Source organism: Haloarcula salina (genome assembly GCF_010119195.1).
Classification (GTDB): Archaea; Halobacteriota; Halobacteria; order Halobacteriales; family Haloarculaceae; genus Haloarcula; species Haloarcula salina.
Map to the genome: position 1 here is coordinate 519,320 of NZ_WRXL01000002.1, position 20,057 is coordinate 539,376.

Here is a 20,057-nt window from a genome sequence, read left to right on the forward strand (position 1 = left end):
AGTCGATCGAACCGACGGCTCCCGGCTCAGTCGTCTGCGACGGCCGCTTTGATTTCGGGTTCCGACGGCTTCGCGCCCTCGGGTTCCGAGACGGGCGTCCAGCTGAGGTCGGACTCGTAGCGGAACGCGCGGTGGTCCTGCTCAGGGTCGACGACCGTCAGCGACAGCCAGCCGTTGTCCAGCAGTTCCGTCAGCTCCTCGTGGTCGGCCAGGATACCGGTCACGCGCTCGACCGGCGCGTGAATCACGGTCGAGAGGCGGAGCGGCTGGTGGTACGGGTCGTCGTCCGTCGCCTTGAGCGACTGCGTCGGCAGCCCGGTCATCAGGTCGCCGCCGTTGCCCTGGTACACGCCGACGTTGCCGACGGGGTTGTGCGTCACTTTCGACCCGCTCCCGAAGACCGCGGTGTCGACCGTCGCGAAGTAATACTGGGCGTTGATCCACTGGGTGACGACGAGCGGACCGGTCATGACGGCCTCGAGCGCGTCGCCGTCCTCGGAGTCGGTCCGCCAGTCGTAGGTGTGCAGGAACGACCGGCCGTCGAGATCGAGTCCTTCGGTCAGTTCGCGCGGGCCGACGACGAACCCGGCGTTCCCGGCCAGTCCCCACTCGGGGCGCGTCTCCGCCCAGTCGGCGGCGCGGCGCTCGGTCTCGCGGAGCGCCGACTCGGCGTCCGCCGGGCCGTCGGCCGTCCGTTCGGCGGCCGCCCCGGCACGCGCGGTGGCGAGATCGCTGCGGAGCTGTTCGATGTCCGCCTCGTGACTCTCGGGGACATTCTGGTCGAACAGTTCCACCTCGTCGGTCGTCGTGTTGTGCTCGCCGGCGACGAACACGGTGTCCTCGGGTACATCGATCCCGCGGTCGCGGAGCTCCGCTCTGACCGCTTCGTCGTTACAGATGGCCGCGAGGACGCGAGCGCTCGGGCCGCCGGGGTTCCCGGCGCAGGCGCCGCAGTCGAGGCTCGAATCGAACGGATTGTTCGTGGTCTGGCTGGCGTGGCCGGTGAAGGCGACGACGCGGCCGAACTGTTCGATGCCGAGCAGTTCGACGGCCGTCGCCGCGTACTCCACCTTCTCTTCGAGCGTGAGGCCCGCGCGAAGCTCGTGGACGCCGTCAGGGTTGTAGTCGACCTCGGGCTCGCAGACCTCGTGTTCGGAGGGGGTGCGCTCGTCGGCCGCCTCGACGGCGTCGTATACGCGAGCGGGGAGCAGCGTCCGGCCGGCTAGCGCGGCCCCGTAGCCGACGCCGGTGCTCTCGACGAAGCTGAACGCGGTCGCGGCGTTCGATTCGAGGCTCTCGACCGCCGACCGCCCGGCTTCGAGCACCCGGTTCCAGCGGTCGTAGGCGGTCGGGTCCTCGTCAGCGTCCGCGTCCGGACGGGCCGCGACGCGGTGTTGCGGGTCGACGATGGGCGGGCACGCGTCGACGGCCACCTCGGACTCGTAGCCCTCGTAGCGCATCGGCACGCCGAAGAACCCGGCGTAGCCGTAGGTCTCGTAGTTCCCGGCTGCCTCGACGTGGCGGCGGATGACCTCCGAGCGCGTGTCGATGCAGAAGACGAGCTGGGCGTCGGGGCGGGTCTCGTCCTCGGCTTCTTCCAAGGAGCGGCTGGCGTCGGTGAGCGACTCCACCAGGTCCTCGCGGTAGGTCGCTTCCCAGGCGGACAGCCAGACTTCTGGGAGCGGGACCTCGTCGTTCCAGTCCGCCGCGGTCGGCTCCCCGGCTGTCTCCGGGGGCGTGACGGGGGCGTCGAACACGTCGGCGAGCGCGAGTCGCACCGCCAGGTAGCCCGACAGGGAGATCGGGTACGTCGACTGCCAGTCGTCGCCGCCGTCGGCGCGCTGTTTGAGGTAGCCGGTCCAGCCCGGGAGCGCCGCGAAGTGGAACTCGAAGATGTCCGTCCACCGCTCGGCGGGGTAGTCGTCGAGACACTTGCGGATGGCGTCGGCCGGGCGCTCGGGGAGCGAGGCGACCGCCTCGCCGTCCGGGATGTCGCCGTCGTGGGGCGCGACGGTGCGGAACGCCTCGTAGAACCCCTCGTCGCGGTTCGGCATGGGCCACTCGGCCGTCCCCTGATCGAGGAAGGCGGCGAGCCACTTCGTCACGACGGCGTCCACGCGGTCCGTCGCCGTCGTCTCGGCGTCCGCCGAAGCACCCGTCGTCGGCTCGGCCATGCGATCGAGGGCCGTCTCGGGTTCCACGTCGAACCCGTGGTCGGCCAGGTGCGTCGCGAGCACGTCGTCGTCGATCCGGCCGGCCTCCCAGGCGCGGCGGAAGACGTCGGCGCTCGGATACCCGTCGCCGCCGAGCAGCCGTTCCGCCTCCGCGACCGCCTCGTGGAACGGGCGGTCTTCGAACCCGGCGAGCGGGTTCGACGTTACGAACGAGTGCAGCGGCCAGGCGGAGCCGACCGCTTCAGCCGCCGATTCGATGCGCTCCTCGATACCTGATTCAGTACTCATTGTAGTCCTCCGTGGAGGTCAGCAGGGTCTCTGATGGGGGTTGGGTCGCGTTCAGGAGCGCCACGTACAGGCGCTGGCTGTGCCGGTAGACGCCGGTCTCGATGGCGACGTACGCGAGGAGGAACGCCGCGGCGACGAGACCGTGAACGGGGGTCAGTTCCGCGTGGGTCCCGACGGCCGGGAGCCCGTACAGGAGGCCGCTGATGACGCGGTAGACGACCGCGTACGCCGCGATCGCCGGCAGGAAGACCAGCGGGACGGCCCCGTAGCGGACCGTCGCCGGGAGTGCGGTGCGGGAAACCGTCTCGCGTGCGGCGTGCAGCGTCGTCAGCGTGACGAGGCCGGCGAGCAGGAGGCCGCCGTCGAGCGCCGTCCCCTTGCCGGTGAGGAGGGCGAACACCGCACCGCCCGAGACGGCGGTCACGGCGGTCACGGCGACTTCGACGACGCCCGTCGAGCGTCTCGCTCCCTCGTCCGTCGGCGCGCGCTGTTCCACACGGTCCCCGGTCGAGAGGAACTGGTACGCCTTGTAGCAGCCGTGCAGGATGAGGTGGGTGACCGCGGCCCCGAAGAACCCGAGGCCGGCCTGCATGATCATGAACCCCATCTGGCCGACCGTCGAGCACCCGAGCTTGCGCTTGACGTCGGTCTGGACGGTCTTCAGGAGCTTCCCGGTCAGCGCGCTGGCCGCGCCCACGACCAGGACCAGCAGCAGGAACTCCGACTCGACGGTGACGACCGGTGCGAACCGCGTCAGGAGGATGCCGCCGGCGTTGACGAAGCCCGCGTGCATGAGCGCCGAGGCCGGCGTGGGCGCCGTCATCGAGGAGAGCAGCCACGTGTGAAAGGGGACCAGCGCCGACTGGACCATCGCGGCCAGCAACAGCGCCCCCGCGGCGACCAGCGCCACCGAAGGGGACACCGTTCCGATGGCGGTCGCGAGGCCGCTGACCGTCGTCGCGCCGGTGGTCCACCACAGCGTCGCCAGTCCGACCGACAGCAGCGCGCTGCTCAGGAGGAAGTACCGGCGGGCGAGCGAGCCCGCCGCCTGCGCCTGGGGCCAGCCGTCGACGTGGCCGATCAGTTCGGCCATCACGAGCCCCATCGCGAGCCAGGCGGCCGCGAAGAGCGCGAGGTGGTCGGCCGCGACCAGCACCATCACGGCGAGCGTGAACGCGAACACGCGGCCGAAGAACCGATCCATCGTCCGGCTCCCGGCCATGTAGCGCCGCGAGTAGCTGTGGACGACGCCGCTGAAGAAGGTGACGGCGACCCACATCACGGCCGTCAGTCCGTCGACCAGTACCACGTCGGCGACGCCCCAGGGACCGCTGCCCAGGCCTCGCAGGACCAGCGTCCCGAGGCTCGCGGCCCACAGGAGCCACACGAGTCGTGTCAGCGCTTTCGGCACGCTCGATTCCTCGTTCGTCTGCTCCGGAAGCGCTCCCACCGTCGTCGACTGCTCTTGTCCGGTCATCGTTGGTCATTCTGCAACCGATCACCGGCGACCGGCCCGCACGGACGGGCCGGAGCCGGTTTCGGTCGTCTTCACTCACCATAACGAACAGAGTGGTTATTAAATCTGTCTAAATTACCAATTTGTTCCAAAAGACGCCAATTATAGAACATTATGGTTATTGTTGACACGGTCCATCGAGACGACGATCCGATCGAGAAATCGGCCTCGTTCGGGCCAGAAGCGCCCGTCTATAGTAACAATTGAAACGATATACACACCGATAACACTGCCGTCGTGCGATCGGGTGTGCACTGACTTTCAATGGCTACTATAGCTGTCGTACTCCGGGTCGTTTCGTCGCCGATTTCGGTACGGGACTGGAGAAAATAACGCGAGTGCGGGCCGATGGGGTCACCCGAACGCGAACGAGTCGGTCGCCGGTCCTGAGGCACGACCGATCCCACGGAGTCGCGATCTCGATTCCTGGATCGGCCACCCCTCGTCGGTCACGCGCGGGGTGCGCAGGAGCGCTACGCCCCGTCGTCGGTGTGGTTGCCGTCGAATCCGTCGAAGGGCGTCGTCTCGTGGCTCCTGACGAGGACCTCGTCGGCCACTTCCAGCCCCATCTCGAGGAGTTCCTGTGCGACCGGCGTGATGTCGTCGTCGGTCTCACCGACGGCCGTCACGAGCAGATTCTGTTCGCCCGTCACCAGTTCCTGTACCGAGACGACGCCGTCGATGGCCAGTATCTCTGAGACGATCTTCCCGCGTTCGGGAATCGACGCGGTGCAGAACAGCAACATCCGGAGCGGGTAGCCCGACTGCTGATAGTCGACCTCGGCGCTGTATCCCTTGATGACCTCGTCGGACTCCAGGCGCTGGATGCGCTTGCGTACGGTGCTGTCTGACGTGTCGGTCCGCTCCGCGATGTCGCCCGACGACATGTTTCGAGCGTCTTCCTGCAGGGCGTACAGGATCGCCTTGTCCACGTCGTCGATAGCTTCCTCGGCCATGCTAGGTGGTATCCCGCCGTCGGTAAAGGTCCTTACCTCGTCGCCCGACCCAGTCGGCATGATTTGGGTGCTATCGACGCCGATTTTCGCCATAAACCGAAGGGCGCTATATCGAATGTTCGGCTCGTCGGCACACACGGGTTCGGCAAATCAAAACCGACTGAGTAGAAGGTCACAGACCAGTCTGGTGTCGTTGGAGGCGGTGCGGGTTGTCGACGAAGATGGTCCGAGTCGAAAGCCCACCGATGTCCTATTGTATTGCCGGACGGAGACGCGCCACGATATCGAGGTCCCACTGATGCATTCGTTCCCAGAGCAGCACTGCGGGTGGGAGTGCGATCACCGCCGCGAGGAACGAATAGGTGACACTCAGGCCAATCAAGACCCCGAAGTTGCCGAGAATCGGGGTAATGGCTAGCGCGAGCGCGCCAGTCCCCAACGCGGTCGTCAGCATGCTTCCGAACAGAGCGCCACCGGTCCCTGTCAGCGTTACCACCATTGCTTCGTGGGCATCTGTCGTCGCATCGAATTCATCGATGAACCGATGAGTGGTATGCACCGAATAGGCGATTCCGACCCCGACCGAGATAGAGAGAATCGTCGCTGTCAGCGCATTTAGCGTGATGTTCAGGTATCGCATCGTCCCGAGCAAGAACGCGATCGCAACCAGTATCGGGAAGATATTGACCACACCGAGCAGCGGCTTGCGTTCCAAGACGCCGTAGATAATCACGAGGAATACAGCAGTCAGTGCGACTGCCATGACGAGTCCCTGAATCGCCGACTGGAAGATACGGTCCATCACCGCGGCGAGGACGACGACGCTTCCCGTGGCCGTCGCGTCGAATCGGAGCCTGTCCGCTAATTCGGACCCTCCAGCGGTCACTTCCGTCTGTGTGGCATCTGGGTCAGTCCGATATTCGACCTTCGTGGACCGGTAATCCTCAGTTAGGTATTGTCCGGCCCGTTCACTCGCCGAAGACGCGAACAGTTCGTCGTAAATTCGTTCGAGATTCTGGTCGGGGATTCCGTCGTCGTTCTGATCGTTTCTGGCGACTAAGTCGGCGAATTCTTCGTTTTGGTTCGCGTGAGATTTGATGACGGTGATGATGCTCTGTGCCTCTGCCTGCCCACCGGGGCCAACTGCAAGTGACTCTGGCGGGTTGTCGTTGGGAGCGGCGAGGGCTTCGAGCGCGTGATCTTGCTTGGGGTTCCCTTCGACGTATACTGTCACGGTACTCCCCTGACTGCTCCCAAATTTATCGTCGAGCAAGTTGATCGTCGACGTGACGGTGTACTCGCTCGGAGTGAACGGTTCGGGCAACTCTGTGAGGTAGGCTGGAATCTCTTCGGGCGGAAGGAAGTCCTCGTTCTCGAAGGAGGTGCCGACGCCCGACCCGTACGCACCCATGACGCCACCAGACAGGAGTAATCCCAAGACGATCACCGTTGGAGCGTACTGGCTCACCTGTGCCGGAAACGCTAGCACTCGCCCCAGGGCCGATTCCTCCGACGCAATCGGGGTGGCGTTGAACTCCGGAACGCCGAGGCGCGTGCGTAGGTCGTCGCTCACCAACTTGGCAGAGGGTAAGAACAGCCCGAAGAGGAGGAAGGTGAACAGAATACCAACTGCTGACGCGATGCCTAAGTTCCGAATCGGCTCGAGGGTAGAGATGACGTTCGCACCGAATCCGAACACTGCGGTCACGGTCACGATGACGAACGCGATTATGAGTTGGCTGTTCGCTTCTCGCATCGCTTCGACCGCTGTGAATCCGCGCTCTGTCTCTTCTCGATAGCGATTGATGATGTGGATGCCGAAATCGACGCCAACAGCAAGCAGTAACACCGGGACCGAGATCATCTGTTGGCTAAATGGAATCCGGGCGTACCCGAGGAAGCCGAACGTCCAGATGATCGTCATCACGAGCGAAATCAGTCCCAGCAGTACGTCGATTGGATCACGATATGCGACAACCAGGAAGAACAGTAACAACAGTATCACCACTGGCATCACAATCCCAAGCGAATCCGTCATAGACTGCCGTATCTCTGCTTCGGTGGTCCCCGATCCGAACGCACGAACGTCGCCGGGCGTATCGTCGGCAACCGCCTGGATGTCTGTCTGGACAGCGGTCAGATCGTCGAAACTCGCGGGGAAATCGTGAGAGACCGTCGTGATTGATGCAGACGCCGAGACGCTAGTGGGATTGAAATCGTTCGATAGCGACCCGGTAAGCCGAGGTTCATCCTCGAGCGCTCGAACAGCCTGTCTGATTGCGGACCGGGGCGCGCGTTCGAGCGTTCGCCGATAGTCTTCTGGCGTTGTCGCTGACGGGTTTAGCTGCTGGGCAATAATCGGTGCCGGACCACTGGCAGAGTCCATCCGCAGGTCATCACGGTCCGCAACGCGTTCGAGAAGGCGCGCGTCACGGACGAGTGCTTCTTTGGTCAGAACGTTGCCGTCCGTCCGAATGAGTTGTGTCGTGTCCTGCGTATCCGCCTGAAACGGGCCCTCGAAGTTTTGGGTGACTTCGTCTTCGGCCTCCTGTTCCGGTAGCCCGTCCGTGAACGCGTCGAGTCCGCCGGCGCTCACTTGTACAGACCCCAGTCCGCCGACGAAAACGGCCGTAACAAGCAGAAATACGACGATAACCGCTCGCGGTCGATCCACGATTGTCGTGTTGAGGAGTTCGGTCGCCGTTTCGACCCCGTCCGCCAGTGACATCAGTTACGCCTCCAGTAGACGACTGCGACACCACCGACGACAATTACTCCCAGCCCGAGGATGAGTGCGATCGGCGACATCCCGCCGCTCTGGGGAGTCGCATCGAGTGGCTTCCTGAACGTATCCGATAGGTGGGTATTGCCCTCAGTATCCGTATACCTGAAGTCGAACGAGATCGGATACGAGCTTCCCGCTGCCGCGGCGGACGCCGCCGACACTTCGAACGCCAGCGTCTTGGACTCGCCGGGCTCTAGGGACTCGATGTAGCTGGTGTCCGGTCCACTGGTGCTGAGCGGGTCGTCGGCGAACAGCCGCGCCTCGATGTCGGTGACCGTCTCGTCGAGGTCGTTCGTCACTTCGACCGAGACGACCCGTGAGCCCCCTACGGTAATCGTTCGTTCCTCCACCGCGAGGTCGAACTCGTCCTCGCTTTCGGCGACGGTGGACTGGACCGACAGCGTGTCGCTCGTCTGCTGGTCGCCGTTGTCGTCGGCGTAGCTGACGGTAAAGTCGAACTGACGCGCCCCCTGGCGGGCACTATCAGAGGCGTCGACGCCGAAATCCACGGTCGTCGATTCACCGGGTTTGAGGGTGCCGACGGCGTACTGCGTTCCCTGCGGGGAGAGACTGGCGTGGTCGCTCTCCCAGTTGACGACGGCGTTCTCGACGGTCCGGGGGCCGTCGTTGACCAGGGTGGCTTCGAGCGTGCCGTCCGCGCCTGCCTGCAGGGTCCCGGAAACGTCCGACAGCGAGAACTCCTGTTTCGGCTCGGTCTCTATGCCCAGCGAGAGGGTGTCGTCGGTGCCCGCGTCGCCCTCGGGGTCGTCGTACTGGACCGACGCCGACAGCGCGTACGAGCGGGCCTCGGCGTTCGAACTCGCCGTCGCGTCGACGGTCACGGTTCGAGCCTCGCCGGGACTCCACTCCCCGACGAACTGCGAGGTGGAACTGGCTTCGCCGAAGGTGATGTCGCTGCTCTGTGCGGTGACCGTCACCGTCGCGTCGTCGACGGTGGCCGGCCCGTCGTTGCGAAGCGTCAGTTCGTACTCCCCGGTGTTGCCGACGGCCACCGCGCTGGAGGTGTTGACGACCGCGAACGACTGTTCGGGTGCGGGGGCGATACCGACCGTGCTTCCGACCGACTCCGTTCGGACGCCGTCGGTGTCGTCGAAGGCCACCGAGAGCTCGAAGTTGTACGGTTCGGGCTCGGCGTCGCTGCTCGCGCCGATGCGGTACTGGAAGGTGCGGTTTTCGCCGACCGCCCACGATTCGACGAACCGGGAACTCTGCTCGCCGTCGCCGACGGTGAATTCGCTGTTCTGGCTCAGTAGCGTCACCGCGGCGTCGCTGGCGGCGGATTCTCCGGTGTTCTGGACGGTGAGTTCGACGCCGCCCGTCGAGCCGACCCGCGCGCTGGAGTCGACGTCGACCACGTCGAAGGTCGCGTCATCGCTCACTCGGACGGTGACGTACTTCGTTTGGGATCCGCTCTCGGAGTCACGAGCGCTCGTCCCTTCGGAGATGTAGCTGTAGTAGTCGTACGTCAGCCTGACGGGGACGCGGTAGGAGCCGGACTTGGCGTCGTCGTCGACGCTGATGTCGAACGACACTGTCCGCGATGAGCCCGCGGCGAGATCACCGGTGAGTTGCCGCGAGGTCGTTATCGATATCGGGGCGTCGCTGGCCCTGACGTCGACCGTCAATCCACGGGCGGTGGTCACCTCGCTGTTCAGACTCGGGTTCGCACTGGAACTGGAATCGAGTTCACCGCTGTTCGAGAGCACGACGTCGAGCGTCGTCTCCTCGCCCGGCGAAACGGTGTTGTCCGCGAGCCCAACCTCGATGGCGGGACTTCCGGTCACGGCGGCGACGGCAGTGCCACTCGCAACCGACACCACGACAGCGACGAAGAGGACGCTCGCGATACTGCTACGCTCCATTGCGTCTCCCCCCGTGCGACTGTGATGGCCGTGAGCCGGCTCGCAGCCCGCAGAAACAGCGTACTCGTAGTTGTTGACCGAAGAGCGTGTCCTGCAACGGTTCTCGTATCACGAGGGCACAGATGGAGAGTGAGGAATTAAACGGGAATCCAGATTTTCCACGCCAGAAAAACTGCGTTGCTGTCGGGCCTGGTATCCGAACTCACTCGGCCGGTACTGCATCAGGCCCGTGTCTGAACCGCGACTGAGGGCTGCTGTGCAAGTCGCTACTGGGCGTGTGGAAATAGCGTGAGCACTTTTTCAGAGCCGGAAAATCAGCAATCATACCAAGCGTGCCTGCGAGAGTGACTACGTGTGAGTGAGGATACCCAGTCGAGCGAGATTTACGCCCTCCTCGACGACGAATACGCTCGTGCTATCCTCACGTCGACTGAGACGACTGCGAAATCCGCGAAGGAACTCAGTGACGAGTGTAATGCGTCGCTCCCGACGATTTACCGGCGCACCGAGCGCCTCATCGACTGCGGACTCCTCGAAGAGCAAACCAAACTCGAAGACGAGGGACACCACCACAGCGTCTACAAGGCGCGGCTCAAGCGACTCACAATCGAGCTGGAGAACAATGAACTCACGATCGACATCGAAGAACGACCAGCGGAGAAGATGGCGGACCGTTTCACCAACATGTGGGGGGAACTCTGATGCAACTTAACCCCGCTTTGATTCCCTCGTACTATCTCATTCTCCTCCTGGTCGGGTTACTCGCTGCCGCGATGGGGCTGTTTCTCGTCTACCAGGCGTACCAGGGATACCGTAGAAGTGACCGGCGTCAGATGCTGTTTCTCGCTATCGGACTCGCACTCATCACCGTCATCTCACCGCTCGTATCGCTCCTCGTCCCGTCTATCGGGATCCCCCTCGGATTCGAACTTATCGTCTATACGTTCTACGCGCCGTTAGTCGGGAATCTCATCAAAATCGTCGGTATCGGGGTCATCATCTATTCGCTCTCCCTGCGGAGCCATTCCTGAGAAGTGAGGCCGTTCGCTGACCGATACTTCAACCACGTCTCGGTGACACACTCCGCTCAGTTCGCCGTGGTTCCCAGCAACTGAGAACGCACTGGACCCGTTTTTTTCGGGGCCACTAATGAGCCCGTATGGGAGAGTTCGACCACGAAGTAGACGCCCCGCGCGGCGCGACGAGTCGCGAGTGGGAGGTGTTCGTCCGGGAAGCCACCGCGGACCCGCTCACGCACGTCGGCAGCGTGAGCGCGCCCTCGGCGGACGTGGCCCGCGAACAGGCGGCCTCGCTGTTCGGCCGGACCGCCGTCGCGCTGTGGCTGTGTCCCGCCGACGAAACGCGCCGGTATCAGGCCGAGGCGGCGACGCTCGGCGCGGGCGCGGCGGGCGAGGACGCGACGATGTCGGTCGCGGAGATGCAGTCGGAGACGCTTCGGGGTGAGGACGGATGATCTCCGTCTCGAAGCTGCTCTGTGACCTCGACGCGGAGGGCGACGGCCTCCGGTACGACGCGGCGGGGGAGTCGACGAAGCGCCAGATCCGCGACGAGAAGCAGCGACGGCCCGTGGTCGTCTGGAACGTCACCAAACAGTGCAACCTCTACTGCGACCACTGCTACGCGGCCGCCGACACGGAAATCGCCGACGGCGAACTCTCGACGGCCGAGGGGAAGGCGCTGCTCGACGACCTGGCCGACTACGGCGCGCCGGTCGTGCTGTTCTCCGGGGGCGAACCGCTCGTCCGCAACGACCTCGAAGAGCTGATCGCCTACGCGAACGACGTGGGCGTCCGCCCCGTGCTCTCGACGAACGGGACGCTCATCACCGCGGAACGCGCCGAGTCGCTGAAAGCCGCCGGGCTGAAGTACGCCGGGGTCTCCGTCGACGGCCTGCCCGAGCGAAACGACGACTTCCGCGGGCTGGAGGGCGCGTTCGAGGGCGCGGTCCGGGGCATCGAGAACTGCCTCGACGCGGGCCTCAAGACCGGCCTCCGCTACACCATCACCGAGCGCAACGCGGCCGACCTGGAGGGCGTCGTCGACCTGCTGACCGACGTGGGCGTCGACCGCTTCTGCTTCTATCACCTGGATTACGGCGGCCGCGGGACCGAAATCGTCGACGCCGACCTCACGCCCGCGGACCGCCGGACCGCGGTGAAGCGCGTCTGTGACATGACCCGCGAGTACCACGACGAGGGCGAGGAGATCGAGACCCTGCTGGTCGGGAACTACGCCGACGCGGCCTACCTCGTGGAGTACGCCCGCGAGCACGTGGGAGAGGCCCAGGCCCGCCGCGTCTACGAGTACCTCCGGGTCAACGGCGGCGACCCGACGGGTGAGCGCGTCGCCGACGTGGACTACCAGGGCAACGTCCACCTGACGCAGTTCTGGCAGGGCTACTCGCTGGGCAACGTCCGCGACCGGCCTTTCGGCGACATCTGGGAAGACGAGTCGAACCCGCTGCTTCGGGCGCTCCGGAACCGCGACGCCCACCTCTCGGGGAAGTGCGCCGACTGCCGCTACGCCGAGGTCTGTCGCGGCGCGTCCCGGTTGCGCGCGCTCACCGTCGAGGACGACCTCTTCGCCCCGGATCCGCAGTGCTACCTGGAGGACAGCGAGATCGATGGGCCGACGCCGTTCGGCGCGGGCGACGAGCCCACGTCGGCCGACTGATCTGTCGCCGACCGCGGGACTGAGCTCACTTCAATGCCCCTCACGCTGGGGGCTGGCGCTCATTCCCGTCCGGCGTCTCCGTTCACGTGCGGCCGTCGACTGACGGCCGTTCGAAAACGACTCGCTTCCAGTCTCGTGGGACAGACAGGTGGCATATTCGGGCGTTCGACCGCACTGGGGACAGGCGGTCGAACCGTTCTCTGTTTCGAGTGACGAGGAGCCGCGGTGACGGAATCGGGGCGCTTTTGCCCTGCCCCCCGCTATTCGTCGCCGTGCAGTCGGTCGAGCTCCACACGCACTCGTCGCTGTCGCACGACGGCCGAGACCCGGTCGAACTCCTCTTAGAGCAGGCCAGCGCCGTCGGCCTCGACGCGCTGGCGGTGACGGACCACGACGAGATCGACGCCAGCCTCCGGGCGGTCGAACTGGCCCCGGACTACGGCCTCGTCGGCATCCCCGGCATGGAGGTCACCTGCGCCGCCGGACACGTCCTCGCGCTGGGAATCGACGAGGCGATCCCGCGGGGCCTCCCGTTCGGGGAGACGCTCGACCGCATCCGCGACCAGGGCGGCCTCGCCGTCGTCCCTCATCCCTTTCAGGAGTCGCGCCACGGCGTGTTAGAACACATCTCGAAGGCCGAACTGGCCACGGCCGACGCCATCGAGGTGTACAACTCGCGGCTCCTGACCGGGCGGTCGAACCGGCAGGCCGAGCGCTTCGCCCGCCGGGAGGGGCTGCCGATGACAGCCGGGAGCGACGCCCACATCGCCGAGATGGTCGGTCAGGCGGTCACGAACGTCGACACGGACGAGCGCTCGGCAGCGGCGATCCTCGACGCGATCCGCGAGGGTCGAACCACCGTCGAGGGCAAGCGGACGCCGTGGCGCATCAGCTTCCGACAGGCCGCCGGCGGGGCGAAGCGACGCGTGAAGAACGGCATCGCCGACTTCTTTCAGTGATGCAGGGGGCCGACCCGGCGGTCGTGGCCGATGCGCTGGACACCGGTGATCCGCTCCCGGGGACCGGTGGTTTCGCCGGCGACCTCGACGGGACGCTCGTTCGCGACGTGCTCGGTCGCTACCCGCTGTTCGTCGAGCGCGACGCTTCTGACGACGAGCGACTCGACACCGACCAGTGGAGCCGCGACCCGACGGCGCTGGCCGACCCGCGGTCGTTCCCGGCCGGGTACGTCCGCGACGAGGCGGGGCGCAGACGCCGCTGGACGCTGCCGTCGCCCGATCCGTTCCCGGACCGCGAGGCGGCGGTCGAGGCTGTCCGCGACGCCGTCGAGACCAGCATAGACGCCGTGGACACCGACGGCCTCGCCGTCGCCTTCTCCGGCGGCGTGGACTCGGCGCTGCTCGCGACCAGGCTCGACGCTCCGCTGTACGTCGCGGGCTTCCCGGACAGCCACGACGTGGACGCCGCGCGGTCGGCCGCGGACCTGCTGGGGACCGACGTGCGCGTCGTAGAACTCACTCACGACGCCATCGAGCGGGCGGTGCCCGAAATCGCCCGCGCCACGAGGCGGACGAACGCGATGGACGTGCAGATCGCGCTCCCGCTGTACCTGGCCGCCGAGCGCGTGGCGGCGGACGGCTTCGACCGCCTCGCGCTCGGACAAGGGGCCGACGAGCTGTTCGGCGGCTACGCGAAGGTCGCGAAGGCCCCGAACGACCCCCGAGTCGAGGCAGACACGGTCCGGGGCGCACAGCGCGAGGTGATCCCCACGCTCCCGGACCAGCTAGAGCGCGACGTGCTCGCGTTGCGAGCGGCGGGCGTCGAGCCGGTGACGCCGCTGTTGCACGACCGCGTCGTCGCGGCCGCCCTGCGACTGGACGGCGACCTGCTCGTCGACGGCGAGACGCGGAAGGTCGCGCTCCGGGCGGCCGCCCGGCACTCGCTTCCCGAGGCCGTCGGGGGCCGGGACAAGAAGGCCGCGCAGTACGGCTCGCTGGCGGCCCGCGAACTCGACCGCCTCGCCCGGCAGGCCGGCTACAAGCGCCGGATGGACGACCACGTCACCCAGTACGTCGAGTCGCTGGTCGAGTGATCACTCGGCGGCGTGGCCGCTGCCGGTCACCGCCACGGGGCGCTCCGAATCGAGGATGACGCTCTGGCTGACGCTCCCGAAGACGAGGGCACCCAGCGGCGAACGCTTGCGGCCGCCGAGGACGAGCATGTCCACGTCCCGCTCCTCTGCGACCTTCACGATCACTTCCTCCGGGTCGCCGTGACGGGTCTCCGTCTCTATCGCGACGCCCGTCTCGCGCAGGTCCTCGACGACGACCTTCCCCGCCTGCGTCTGCTCGACCGAGGTCTTCTCCGCCGTCTCCTCGTCGCCGAAGACGTGGAGGACGGTCGCTTTCACCGAGTCCTCGGCGTGGGGCAGCGCCGTCGTGGCGTCGACCTGTGCGCGGCCGCGCTCCTCGCTCGAATCGACCGGGAGTAACACCTCGTACATACGGCTAGCGTACGGAACGAATGTGCATAGTTAGCATGCAGATATGGGGTCGAAAGCCGAGCGATACGGGCGACCGACCGACGATCCGAACGAGCGCGACGCGACGGGTAATCGGCCGTTACCGCCGGCTGACGGTCTCGATCGCCCGTCGTCCGATCTCGACCACGTCGGCGGGGAACTGCTCGGCACGGTCCCGGAGGTCGGCGGGCGTGAACCACGACCAGTCCGCGGCCGGCTGCTCGCCCGGTTCCGGGTCGATGTCGCGACTCGGCGCTTCGCCGTAGAAGATGAAATCGACGTGCTGGTGGCCCACCTCGCCGTTCGCGTCGACGTTGATGTCTTCGAGCAGGAAGTGCTGGGGCTGGGGAATCGACCGGACGGTCTCGCTCTCGATGGCCTCTCGCGGCGCGACGAGATCCACGTCGAGACCGAGTTCCTCGCGCGTCTCGCGCAGGGCGGCGGCGTGGGGGAGTTCGTCGCGGTCGACGTGGCCGCCGGCGGGCAGCCACATACCCAGCTTGTCGTGTTCGTGGAGGGCGACGGCGCCGTCGCTGACGACGTACACTGTGGCGACGAAGTGGCGGGTGGTCTCCATGCCGACGCGGAGGGCGCCGTCGGCCGTCTAGGTTACGATACGGGTCGCACGAGCGTCCGCTTCAGGGGTGGATGTTGTCTTCGGCTTCCAGCAGTTCGTGATAGCGGTTGCGGATGGTGACCTCGGAGATGTTGGCCACCTCGCTGACCTCGCTCTGGGTCACCTTCTCGTTGGTGAGCAGCGAGGCGGCGTAGACGGCGGCGGCGGCGAGGCCGACCGGCGACTTCCCGGAGTGGACGCCCTCTTCCTTGGCGTTCTGGAGGAGCTGGCGGGCGCGCCGTTCGACCTCCTCGGAGAGGTCGAGGTCCGACGCGAACCGCGGCACGTAGCTCTCGGGGTCGGCGGGCTGGATCTCCAGGCTCAGTTCGCGGACGACGTAGCGGTAGGTCCGCGCGATCTCGTCCTTCTCGACGCGCGAGACGGCGGAGATCTCGTCGAGCGAGCGGGGCGTGCCGGCCTGTCGCGCGGCGGCGTACAGCGACGCGGTCGAGACGCCCTCGATCGAGCGGCCGGGAAGCAGGTCCTCGTCGAGCGCGCGGCGGTAGATGACGCTGGCGGTCTCGCGGACGTTCTCGGGCAGGCCGAGGGCGCTCGCCATGCGGTCGATCTCGCCCAGCGCCTGCTTGAGGTTTCGCTCCTTGGAGTCGCGCGTGCGGAACCGCTCGTTCCAGGTGCGCAGGCGCTGCATCTTCTCGCGCTGACGCGAGGACAGGGAGTTGCCGTAGGCGTCCTTGTCCTGCCAGCCGATGTTGGTGGACAGGCCCTTGTCGTGCATCATGTTCGTCGTCGGCGCGCCGACGCGGGACTTCTCGTCCTTCTCCTTCGAATCGAACGCGCGCCACTCGGGCCCGGGGTCGATCTCGTCCTCCTCGACGACGAGGCCGCAGTCCTCACACACGGTCTCGCCGCGCTCGCTGTCGGAGTGCAGCGACCCACCGCACTCGGGACAGACGAGTGTCTCGCTCTCCTCGTCGGCCGTCTGCTCGGTCTCTGTTTCGCGCTCGTTCGAGTATCGGCGGATGCTGGTATCGGTCATTTTGTTGGGGGGACAGCCGGGTATCGTACCCGAAAAACGTGATTGTAGTATACTGTTGTGTCCACGCCGACTTAAAACTTTTGCCAAATTCGAAAGTCTATCTTTCCGATAGCAAAACGAGACTTTCCGACTGTCCCTACAGATCTTCATAGCTCGTCAACACACCCCATAGCTTCGGTCCCGAGGATTCGAAACGCTTACCGCGTCGCCAGCACTCCGGCCGGACATGAGCGACCCCGCCGTCGATCCCGAGGAGGTCCGTCACGTCGCCGATCTCGCCCGTGTGGACCTCGGGGACGACGAGATCGAGCGCTTCACCGACCAGTTCGGCGAGATACTCGCCGCCTTCGAGGCGCTGGACGACGTCCCCGAGACCGAGCGAGAGGCCGACCTCTCGAACGTCATGCGACCCGACGAGGTCCGCGAGAGCCTCTCGCAGGAGGAAGCGTTACGGAACGCCAGCGACACGGAAGAAGGCCAGTTCAAGGGGCCGAAGGTGTCGTGAGATGACGGCGTACAACGGCTACGTCACCGAGGAGGAGATCGAGGGCGCGGCCGACGGCCCCCTCGCCGGCCGGACCGTCGCGGTCAAGGACAACATCTCGACCGAGGGCGTGCGGACGACCTGCGGGTCGGCGATGCTCGACGACTACGTGCCGCCGTACGACGCGACGGTCGTCGAGCGCCTCAAGGCCGCCGGCGCGACCATCCCCGGCAAGACCAACATGGACGAGTTCGGGATGGGGACGACCACCGAGACCTCGGCGTACGGCCCCGTCGAGAACCCCGTCGCGGAGGGCCGCGTGCCGGGCGGTTCTTCCGGCGGCTCCGCGGCCGTCGTCGCCGCCGGCGACGCCGACATGGCGCTCGGGACCGACACCGGCGGATCGATCCGCTGTCCCGCCGCGTTCTGCGGCGTCGTCGGCATCAAGCCCACCTACGGGCTGGTCTCCCGATACGGCCTCGTCGCCTACGCCAACAGCCTCGAACAGGTCGGTCCCATCGCGCCGAGCGTCGAGGAGGCGGCCGAGCTCCTCGAGGTCATCGCCGGCCCCGACGAGCGCGACGCGACCACGCAGGAGGCCCCCGAGGCCGACGAGTCCTACGCCGACGCCGCCGACGGCGACGTGGACGGACTCTCGATCGGCGTCCCGACAGAACTGCTCGACGGGGCCGACGAGAGCGTCGTCGAGACGTTCTGGGCGGCGCTGGACGACCTCGAAGCGCGGGGCGCGAGCTACCACGAGGTCGACCTCCCGTCGGTCGAGCACGCCGTCGAGGCGTACTACGTCATCGCCATGTCCGAGGCGTCCTCGAACCTCGCCCGGTTCGACGGGGTTCGATACGGGAAGTCCGGCGGCTACGACGGCAACTGGAACGAGTCCTTCGCGAACGCCCGCGAGGAGGGCTTCGGCGAGGAGGTCAAGCGCCGCGTCCTGCTCGGCACGTACGCGCTCTCGGCCGGCTACCACGACAAGTACTACAAGAAGGCCCAGGACGCTCGGGCGTGGGTCAAACGGGACTTCGACGAGGCGCTTTCGGACGCCGACGTGCTCGCGTCGCCGACGATGCCCGTCCCGCCGATGAAGCGCGGCGAGAGCCTCGACGACCCGCTCACGATGTACCTCGCGGACGCCAACACGACCCCCGTGAACCTCGCGAACCTCCCGGCCATCTCGGTGCCCGCCGGCGAGACCGACGACGGGCTTCCCGTCGGGCTCCAGCTCGTCGGGCCGGCCTTCGGCGAGCGCGAGATCATCCGCGCGGGAAGCGCGCTGGCGTAGGGACGCGAGTGAGCGCTTTGGCCGTTCTTGCCGCCCGACCACGAGAGCGAATCTGACACCGCCAACACGCTTTTTGAACTGTGCGACGAAGCGGCGACTATGGCAGCCCTCCACTCCTCTGCCCGCAGTCGCGTGCGGCTGGTCGCCCTCGTGGCGGTGCTGGTCGCCTTCGACGCGGTCGCCGTCGCCGCCGCCTACGTGCTGGCCCACGTCGCCGCCGGTCTCGCTCCCCTTATGGCGTACCAGTACGAGCATCTGTTCTGGTCGATGAGCTTCGATATCGTCCCGCTGTGGCCCGTGATACTCGTCGGAACGCCGCTGGTCCTGGTCGGCCAGTCCGTCTTCGGCTACCGCACGACGCTCCGGGACGCGCTTTCGGCGGAGACCCTGGAATCCGACCCCGACAGCGTCGCGGAGATGCGCGGGAAGATCGAGCGCAGCGAGACCGCACAGCGCCTGCGCGCCCGGGTCGACCGGCTGGCGCACACGGCGAACATGACGCCGCCGGACGTGACCGTGCTGGACTCCGAGACGCCCAACAGCTTCGTCGCCAGCCGCCCCGGCGAACGGACGCTGTTCGCCACGACGGCGCTGGTCGAGCGCCTCGACGGCGACGAACTGGACGCCGTCCTCGCCCACGAACTCGCCCACCTGAAGAACGGCGACGCGTTCGTGATGACCGCGGCGGCGTTCCTCCCGACGGTGAGCGCCCGCTTCCTCGGCGCGGTCGGCCGGGCGGTCCGCAGTTCGATCCTGCTGCAGTGGTTCTTCGACGCGGACGACGACAGTTCGTGGTCCGGAAACGGACAGGTCAGCATCGCAGTCGTCCTGTTCGCGGCCGTCGCCATGCCCGTCGCAGCGGCGCTGTACCTCGCCAGTACGGCGTGCTATCGACTGCTCTCGCGCATCCGCGAGTACGCGGCGGACGCGGGCGGCGTCGCCATCTGCGGCGCGCCCGCGGCGCTGGCCGGGGCGCTGGAGACGCTCACCGAGGACCGCCGCCCGGAGACGGACATCCGAACCGCGGAGACCGGCGTCCGCGAACTGTGCGTGGTTCCGAACGCGATCGAACCGACCGAGGACGCGCCGTCGACCCGCGGCGACCGACTCGCACGCCGCTGGCGCGTGGAGAGCGAGCGACTCCTCCCCGGGTCGCATCCGTCCGTCGAGGCCCGCATCGACGCCCTTCGGGAACAGCAGGCGTCGATGGAGCGGTCCGACAGCGGCCCGCGGTGACGGTCGGAAACAGTTTACTCCGCGGTCCCCAGAGGGCAGTTATGAGCGACGAGACGGCAGCGAGCGGTCGGCTCGACTGGGTCCACTGGCCCACGATGGCAAAGAGCCTGGCGCTTGGCGTCGGCGTGGGACTGGTGCTCGCGGTGACGCTCGGCGACTTCTACCTCGGGCTGGCGCTCGGGACGATCAACGGGGTCGCCTTCGGTATCGGCTGGTCGCGCTCGCGAGGGGGCTGAGCCAAACGACCGACCGCGTCACGACTGCCCGTTCCAGCTTTCGGGCGCGCCGTTCAGCCGCGTCAGTTCGATGTGCCCCTCCTGATCGACTCTGACGCGATAGCCGTAATACGAGAAGGTGATGACGACCTGCGCCTCGGGTGCGGGCGGGGTGTCGAAGAGGTGGTCCAGGATGTGATCGATGCGCTCGTACAGCGGCGGGAGGGCCGTGACGTCGACGCCCTCCACGTCGGCGATCGTTTCGAGGACGCGGAAGTTGGCTTCGTCTTCTGCTGGCTCCACCTCTCGCTTGATGAGCGAGCGCTTGGGCGACTCGTCGTCTGACGAAGGCTCATCGACCATGTGTCAGCGTTTCGACTGCACCGATAAACGTTTGGTGGCTGCGCGGGCTGGAAATATCAGGGAAGGGA

Annotated in this window: 19 protein-coding genes; 10 read left to right on the forward strand and 9 right to left on the reverse strand. The window is 66.6% G+C overall.

All coding sequences use genetic code 11. The features are described 5' to 3' along the window. Positions 1–26: 26 nt before the first annotated feature. The 5 genes from GM656_RS07710 to GM656_RS07730 all read right to left on the reverse strand — a co-directional run bounded on the left by GM656_RS07710 (position 27) and on the right by GM656_RS07730 (position 9,602). Positions 27–2,462, reverse strand: coding sequence for a DUF2309 domain-containing protein (locus GM656_RS07710; RefSeq protein ID WP_162413079.1), 2,436 nt, complete (start codon positions 2,460–2,462; stop codon positions 27–29). Beyond that, the gene (locus tag GM656_RS07715; RefSeq protein ID WP_162413080.1) at positions 2,452–3,939 is read right to left on the reverse strand and encodes a proton-conducting transporter transmembrane domain-containing protein; all 1,488 of its coding nucleotides are present in this window, start codon (positions 3,937–3,939) and stop codon (positions 2,452–2,454) included. Before GM656_RS07715 ends, GM656_RS07710 begins: the two co-directional genes overlap by 11 nt. 512 nt (positions 3,940–4,451) lie before the next feature. Next, positions 4,452–4,934, reverse strand: a complete 483-nt coding sequence (locus GM656_RS07720) for an Lrp/AsnC family transcriptional regulator (protein WP_162413081.1) — start codon at positions 4,932–4,934, stop codon at positions 4,452–4,454. Positions 4,935–5,184: 250 nt separating this feature from the next. Further along, positions 5,185–7,662 (reverse strand): efflux RND transporter permease subunit, encoded by a 2,478-nt coding sequence (locus tag GM656_RS07725; RefSeq protein WP_162413082.1) that lies wholly within the window; start codon positions 7,660–7,662, stop codon positions 5,185–5,187. Then, entirely contained in the window at positions 7,662–9,602 is a 1,941-nt protein-coding gene (locus tag GM656_RS07730) for a COG1361 S-layer family protein (RefSeq protein WP_162413083.1), read from the reverse strand. Before GM656_RS07730 ends, GM656_RS07725 begins: the two co-directional genes overlap by 1 nt. Positions 9,603–9,956: 354 nt before the next feature. On the opposite strand from GM656_RS07730, the gene GM656_RS07735 reads away from it, so the two are divergent. The 6 genes from GM656_RS07735 to GM656_RS07760 all read left to right on the forward strand — a co-directional run bounded on the left by GM656_RS07735 (position 9,957) and on the right by GM656_RS07760 (position 14,349). Next, positions 9,957–10,304, forward strand: a complete 348-nt coding sequence (locus GM656_RS07735) for a helix-turn-helix domain-containing protein (protein WP_162413084.1) — start codon at positions 9,957–9,959, stop codon at positions 10,302–10,304. Continuing rightward, complete coding sequence (locus GM656_RS07740) at positions 10,304–10,633, forward strand: DUF7521 family protein (RefSeq protein WP_162413085.1); 330 nt, start codon at positions 10,304–10,306, stop codon at positions 10,631–10,633. Before GM656_RS07735 ends, GM656_RS07740 begins: the two co-directional genes overlap by 1 nt. Positions 10,634–10,761: 128 nt before the next feature. Continuing rightward, entirely contained in the window at positions 10,762–11,076 is a 315-nt protein-coding gene (locus tag GM656_RS07745; RefSeq protein WP_162413086.1) for an Htur_1727 family rSAM-partnered candidate RiPP, read from the forward strand. Next, a complete protein-coding gene (locus tag GM656_RS07750; RefSeq protein WP_162413087.1) occupies positions 11,073–12,296 on the forward strand; it encodes a TIGR04347 family pseudo-SAM/SPASM protein in 1,224 nt (407 codons plus the stop codon). Before GM656_RS07745 ends, GM656_RS07750 begins: the two co-directional genes overlap by 4 nt. A gap of 272 nt (positions 12,297–12,568) precedes the next feature. Next, the gene (locus GM656_RS07755; protein ID WP_162413088.1) at positions 12,569–13,255 is read left to right on the forward strand and encodes a PHP domain-containing protein; all 687 of its coding nucleotides are present in this window, start codon (positions 12,569–12,571) and stop codon (positions 13,253–13,255) included. Continuing rightward, positions 13,255–14,349: an asparagine synthase C-terminal domain-containing protein gene (locus GM656_RS07760; RefSeq protein WP_162413089.1), complete on the forward strand. Its 1,095-nt coding sequence runs from the start codon at positions 13,255–13,257 to the stop codon at positions 14,347–14,349. Before GM656_RS07755 ends, GM656_RS07760 begins: the two co-directional genes overlap by 1 nt. Here the strand turns inward: GM656_RS07760 and GM656_RS07765 are convergent, their stop codons facing one another. The 3 genes from GM656_RS07765 to GM656_RS07775 all read right to left on the reverse strand — a co-directional run bounded on the left by GM656_RS07765 (position 14,350) and on the right by GM656_RS07775 (position 16,391). Then, positions 14,350–14,760, reverse strand: a complete 411-nt coding sequence (locus tag GM656_RS07765) for a universal stress protein (RefSeq protein WP_162413090.1) — start codon at positions 14,758–14,760, stop codon at positions 14,350–14,352. A 118-nt stretch (positions 14,761–14,878) separates the two neighbouring features. Further along, a complete protein-coding gene (locus GM656_RS07770; RefSeq protein ID WP_162413091.1) occupies positions 14,879–15,355 on the reverse strand; it encodes an NUDIX hydrolase in 477 nt (158 codons plus the stop codon). Positions 15,356–15,416: 61 nt separating this feature from the next. Next, positions 15,417–16,391 carry a transcription initiation factor IIB gene (locus tag GM656_RS07775; RefSeq protein ID WP_162413092.1) on the reverse strand — a complete coding sequence of 325 codons (975 nt, stop codon included), beginning with the start codon at positions 16,389–16,391 and terminating at the stop codon, positions 15,417–15,419. Between the two features lie 226 nt (positions 16,392–16,617). Here GM656_RS07775 and gatC point away from each other — a divergent pair, with 226 nt between their 5' ends. The 4 genes from gatC to GM656_RS07795 all read left to right on the forward strand — a co-directional run bounded on the left by gatC (position 16,618) and on the right by GM656_RS07795 (position 19,647). Continuing rightward, positions 16,618–16,896: an Asp-tRNA(Asn)/Glu-tRNA(Gln) amidotransferase subunit GatC gene (gene gatC, locus GM656_RS07780; RefSeq protein ID WP_162413093.1), complete on the forward strand. Its 279-nt coding sequence runs from the start codon at positions 16,618–16,620 to the stop codon at positions 16,894–16,896. Position 16,897: 1 nt separating this feature from the next. Next, a complete protein-coding gene (gene gatA, locus GM656_RS07785) occupies positions 16,898–18,175 on the forward strand; it encodes an Asp-tRNA(Asn)/Glu-tRNA(Gln) amidotransferase subunit GatA (protein ID WP_162413094.1) in 1,278 nt (425 codons plus the stop codon). A 99-nt stretch (positions 18,176–18,274) separates the two neighbouring features. After that, the gene (locus GM656_RS07790) at positions 18,275–19,411 is read left to right on the forward strand and encodes a M48 family metallopeptidase (RefSeq protein ID WP_162413095.1); all 1,137 of its coding nucleotides are present in this window, start codon (positions 18,275–18,277) and stop codon (positions 19,409–19,411) included. A gap of 41 nt (positions 19,412–19,452) precedes the next feature. Beyond that, a complete protein-coding gene (locus GM656_RS07795) occupies positions 19,453–19,647 on the forward strand; it encodes a hypothetical protein (protein WP_162413096.1) in 195 nt (64 codons plus the stop codon). A gap of 18 nt (positions 19,648–19,665) precedes the next feature. Here GM656_RS07795 and GM656_RS07800 read toward each other — a convergent pair whose 3' ends face one another. Continuing rightward, positions 19,666–19,989, reverse strand: coding sequence for a HalOD1 output domain-containing protein (locus GM656_RS07800; RefSeq protein ID WP_162413097.1), 324 nt, complete (start codon positions 19,987–19,989; stop codon positions 19,666–19,668). Positions 19,990–20,057 lie beyond the last annotated feature (68 nt).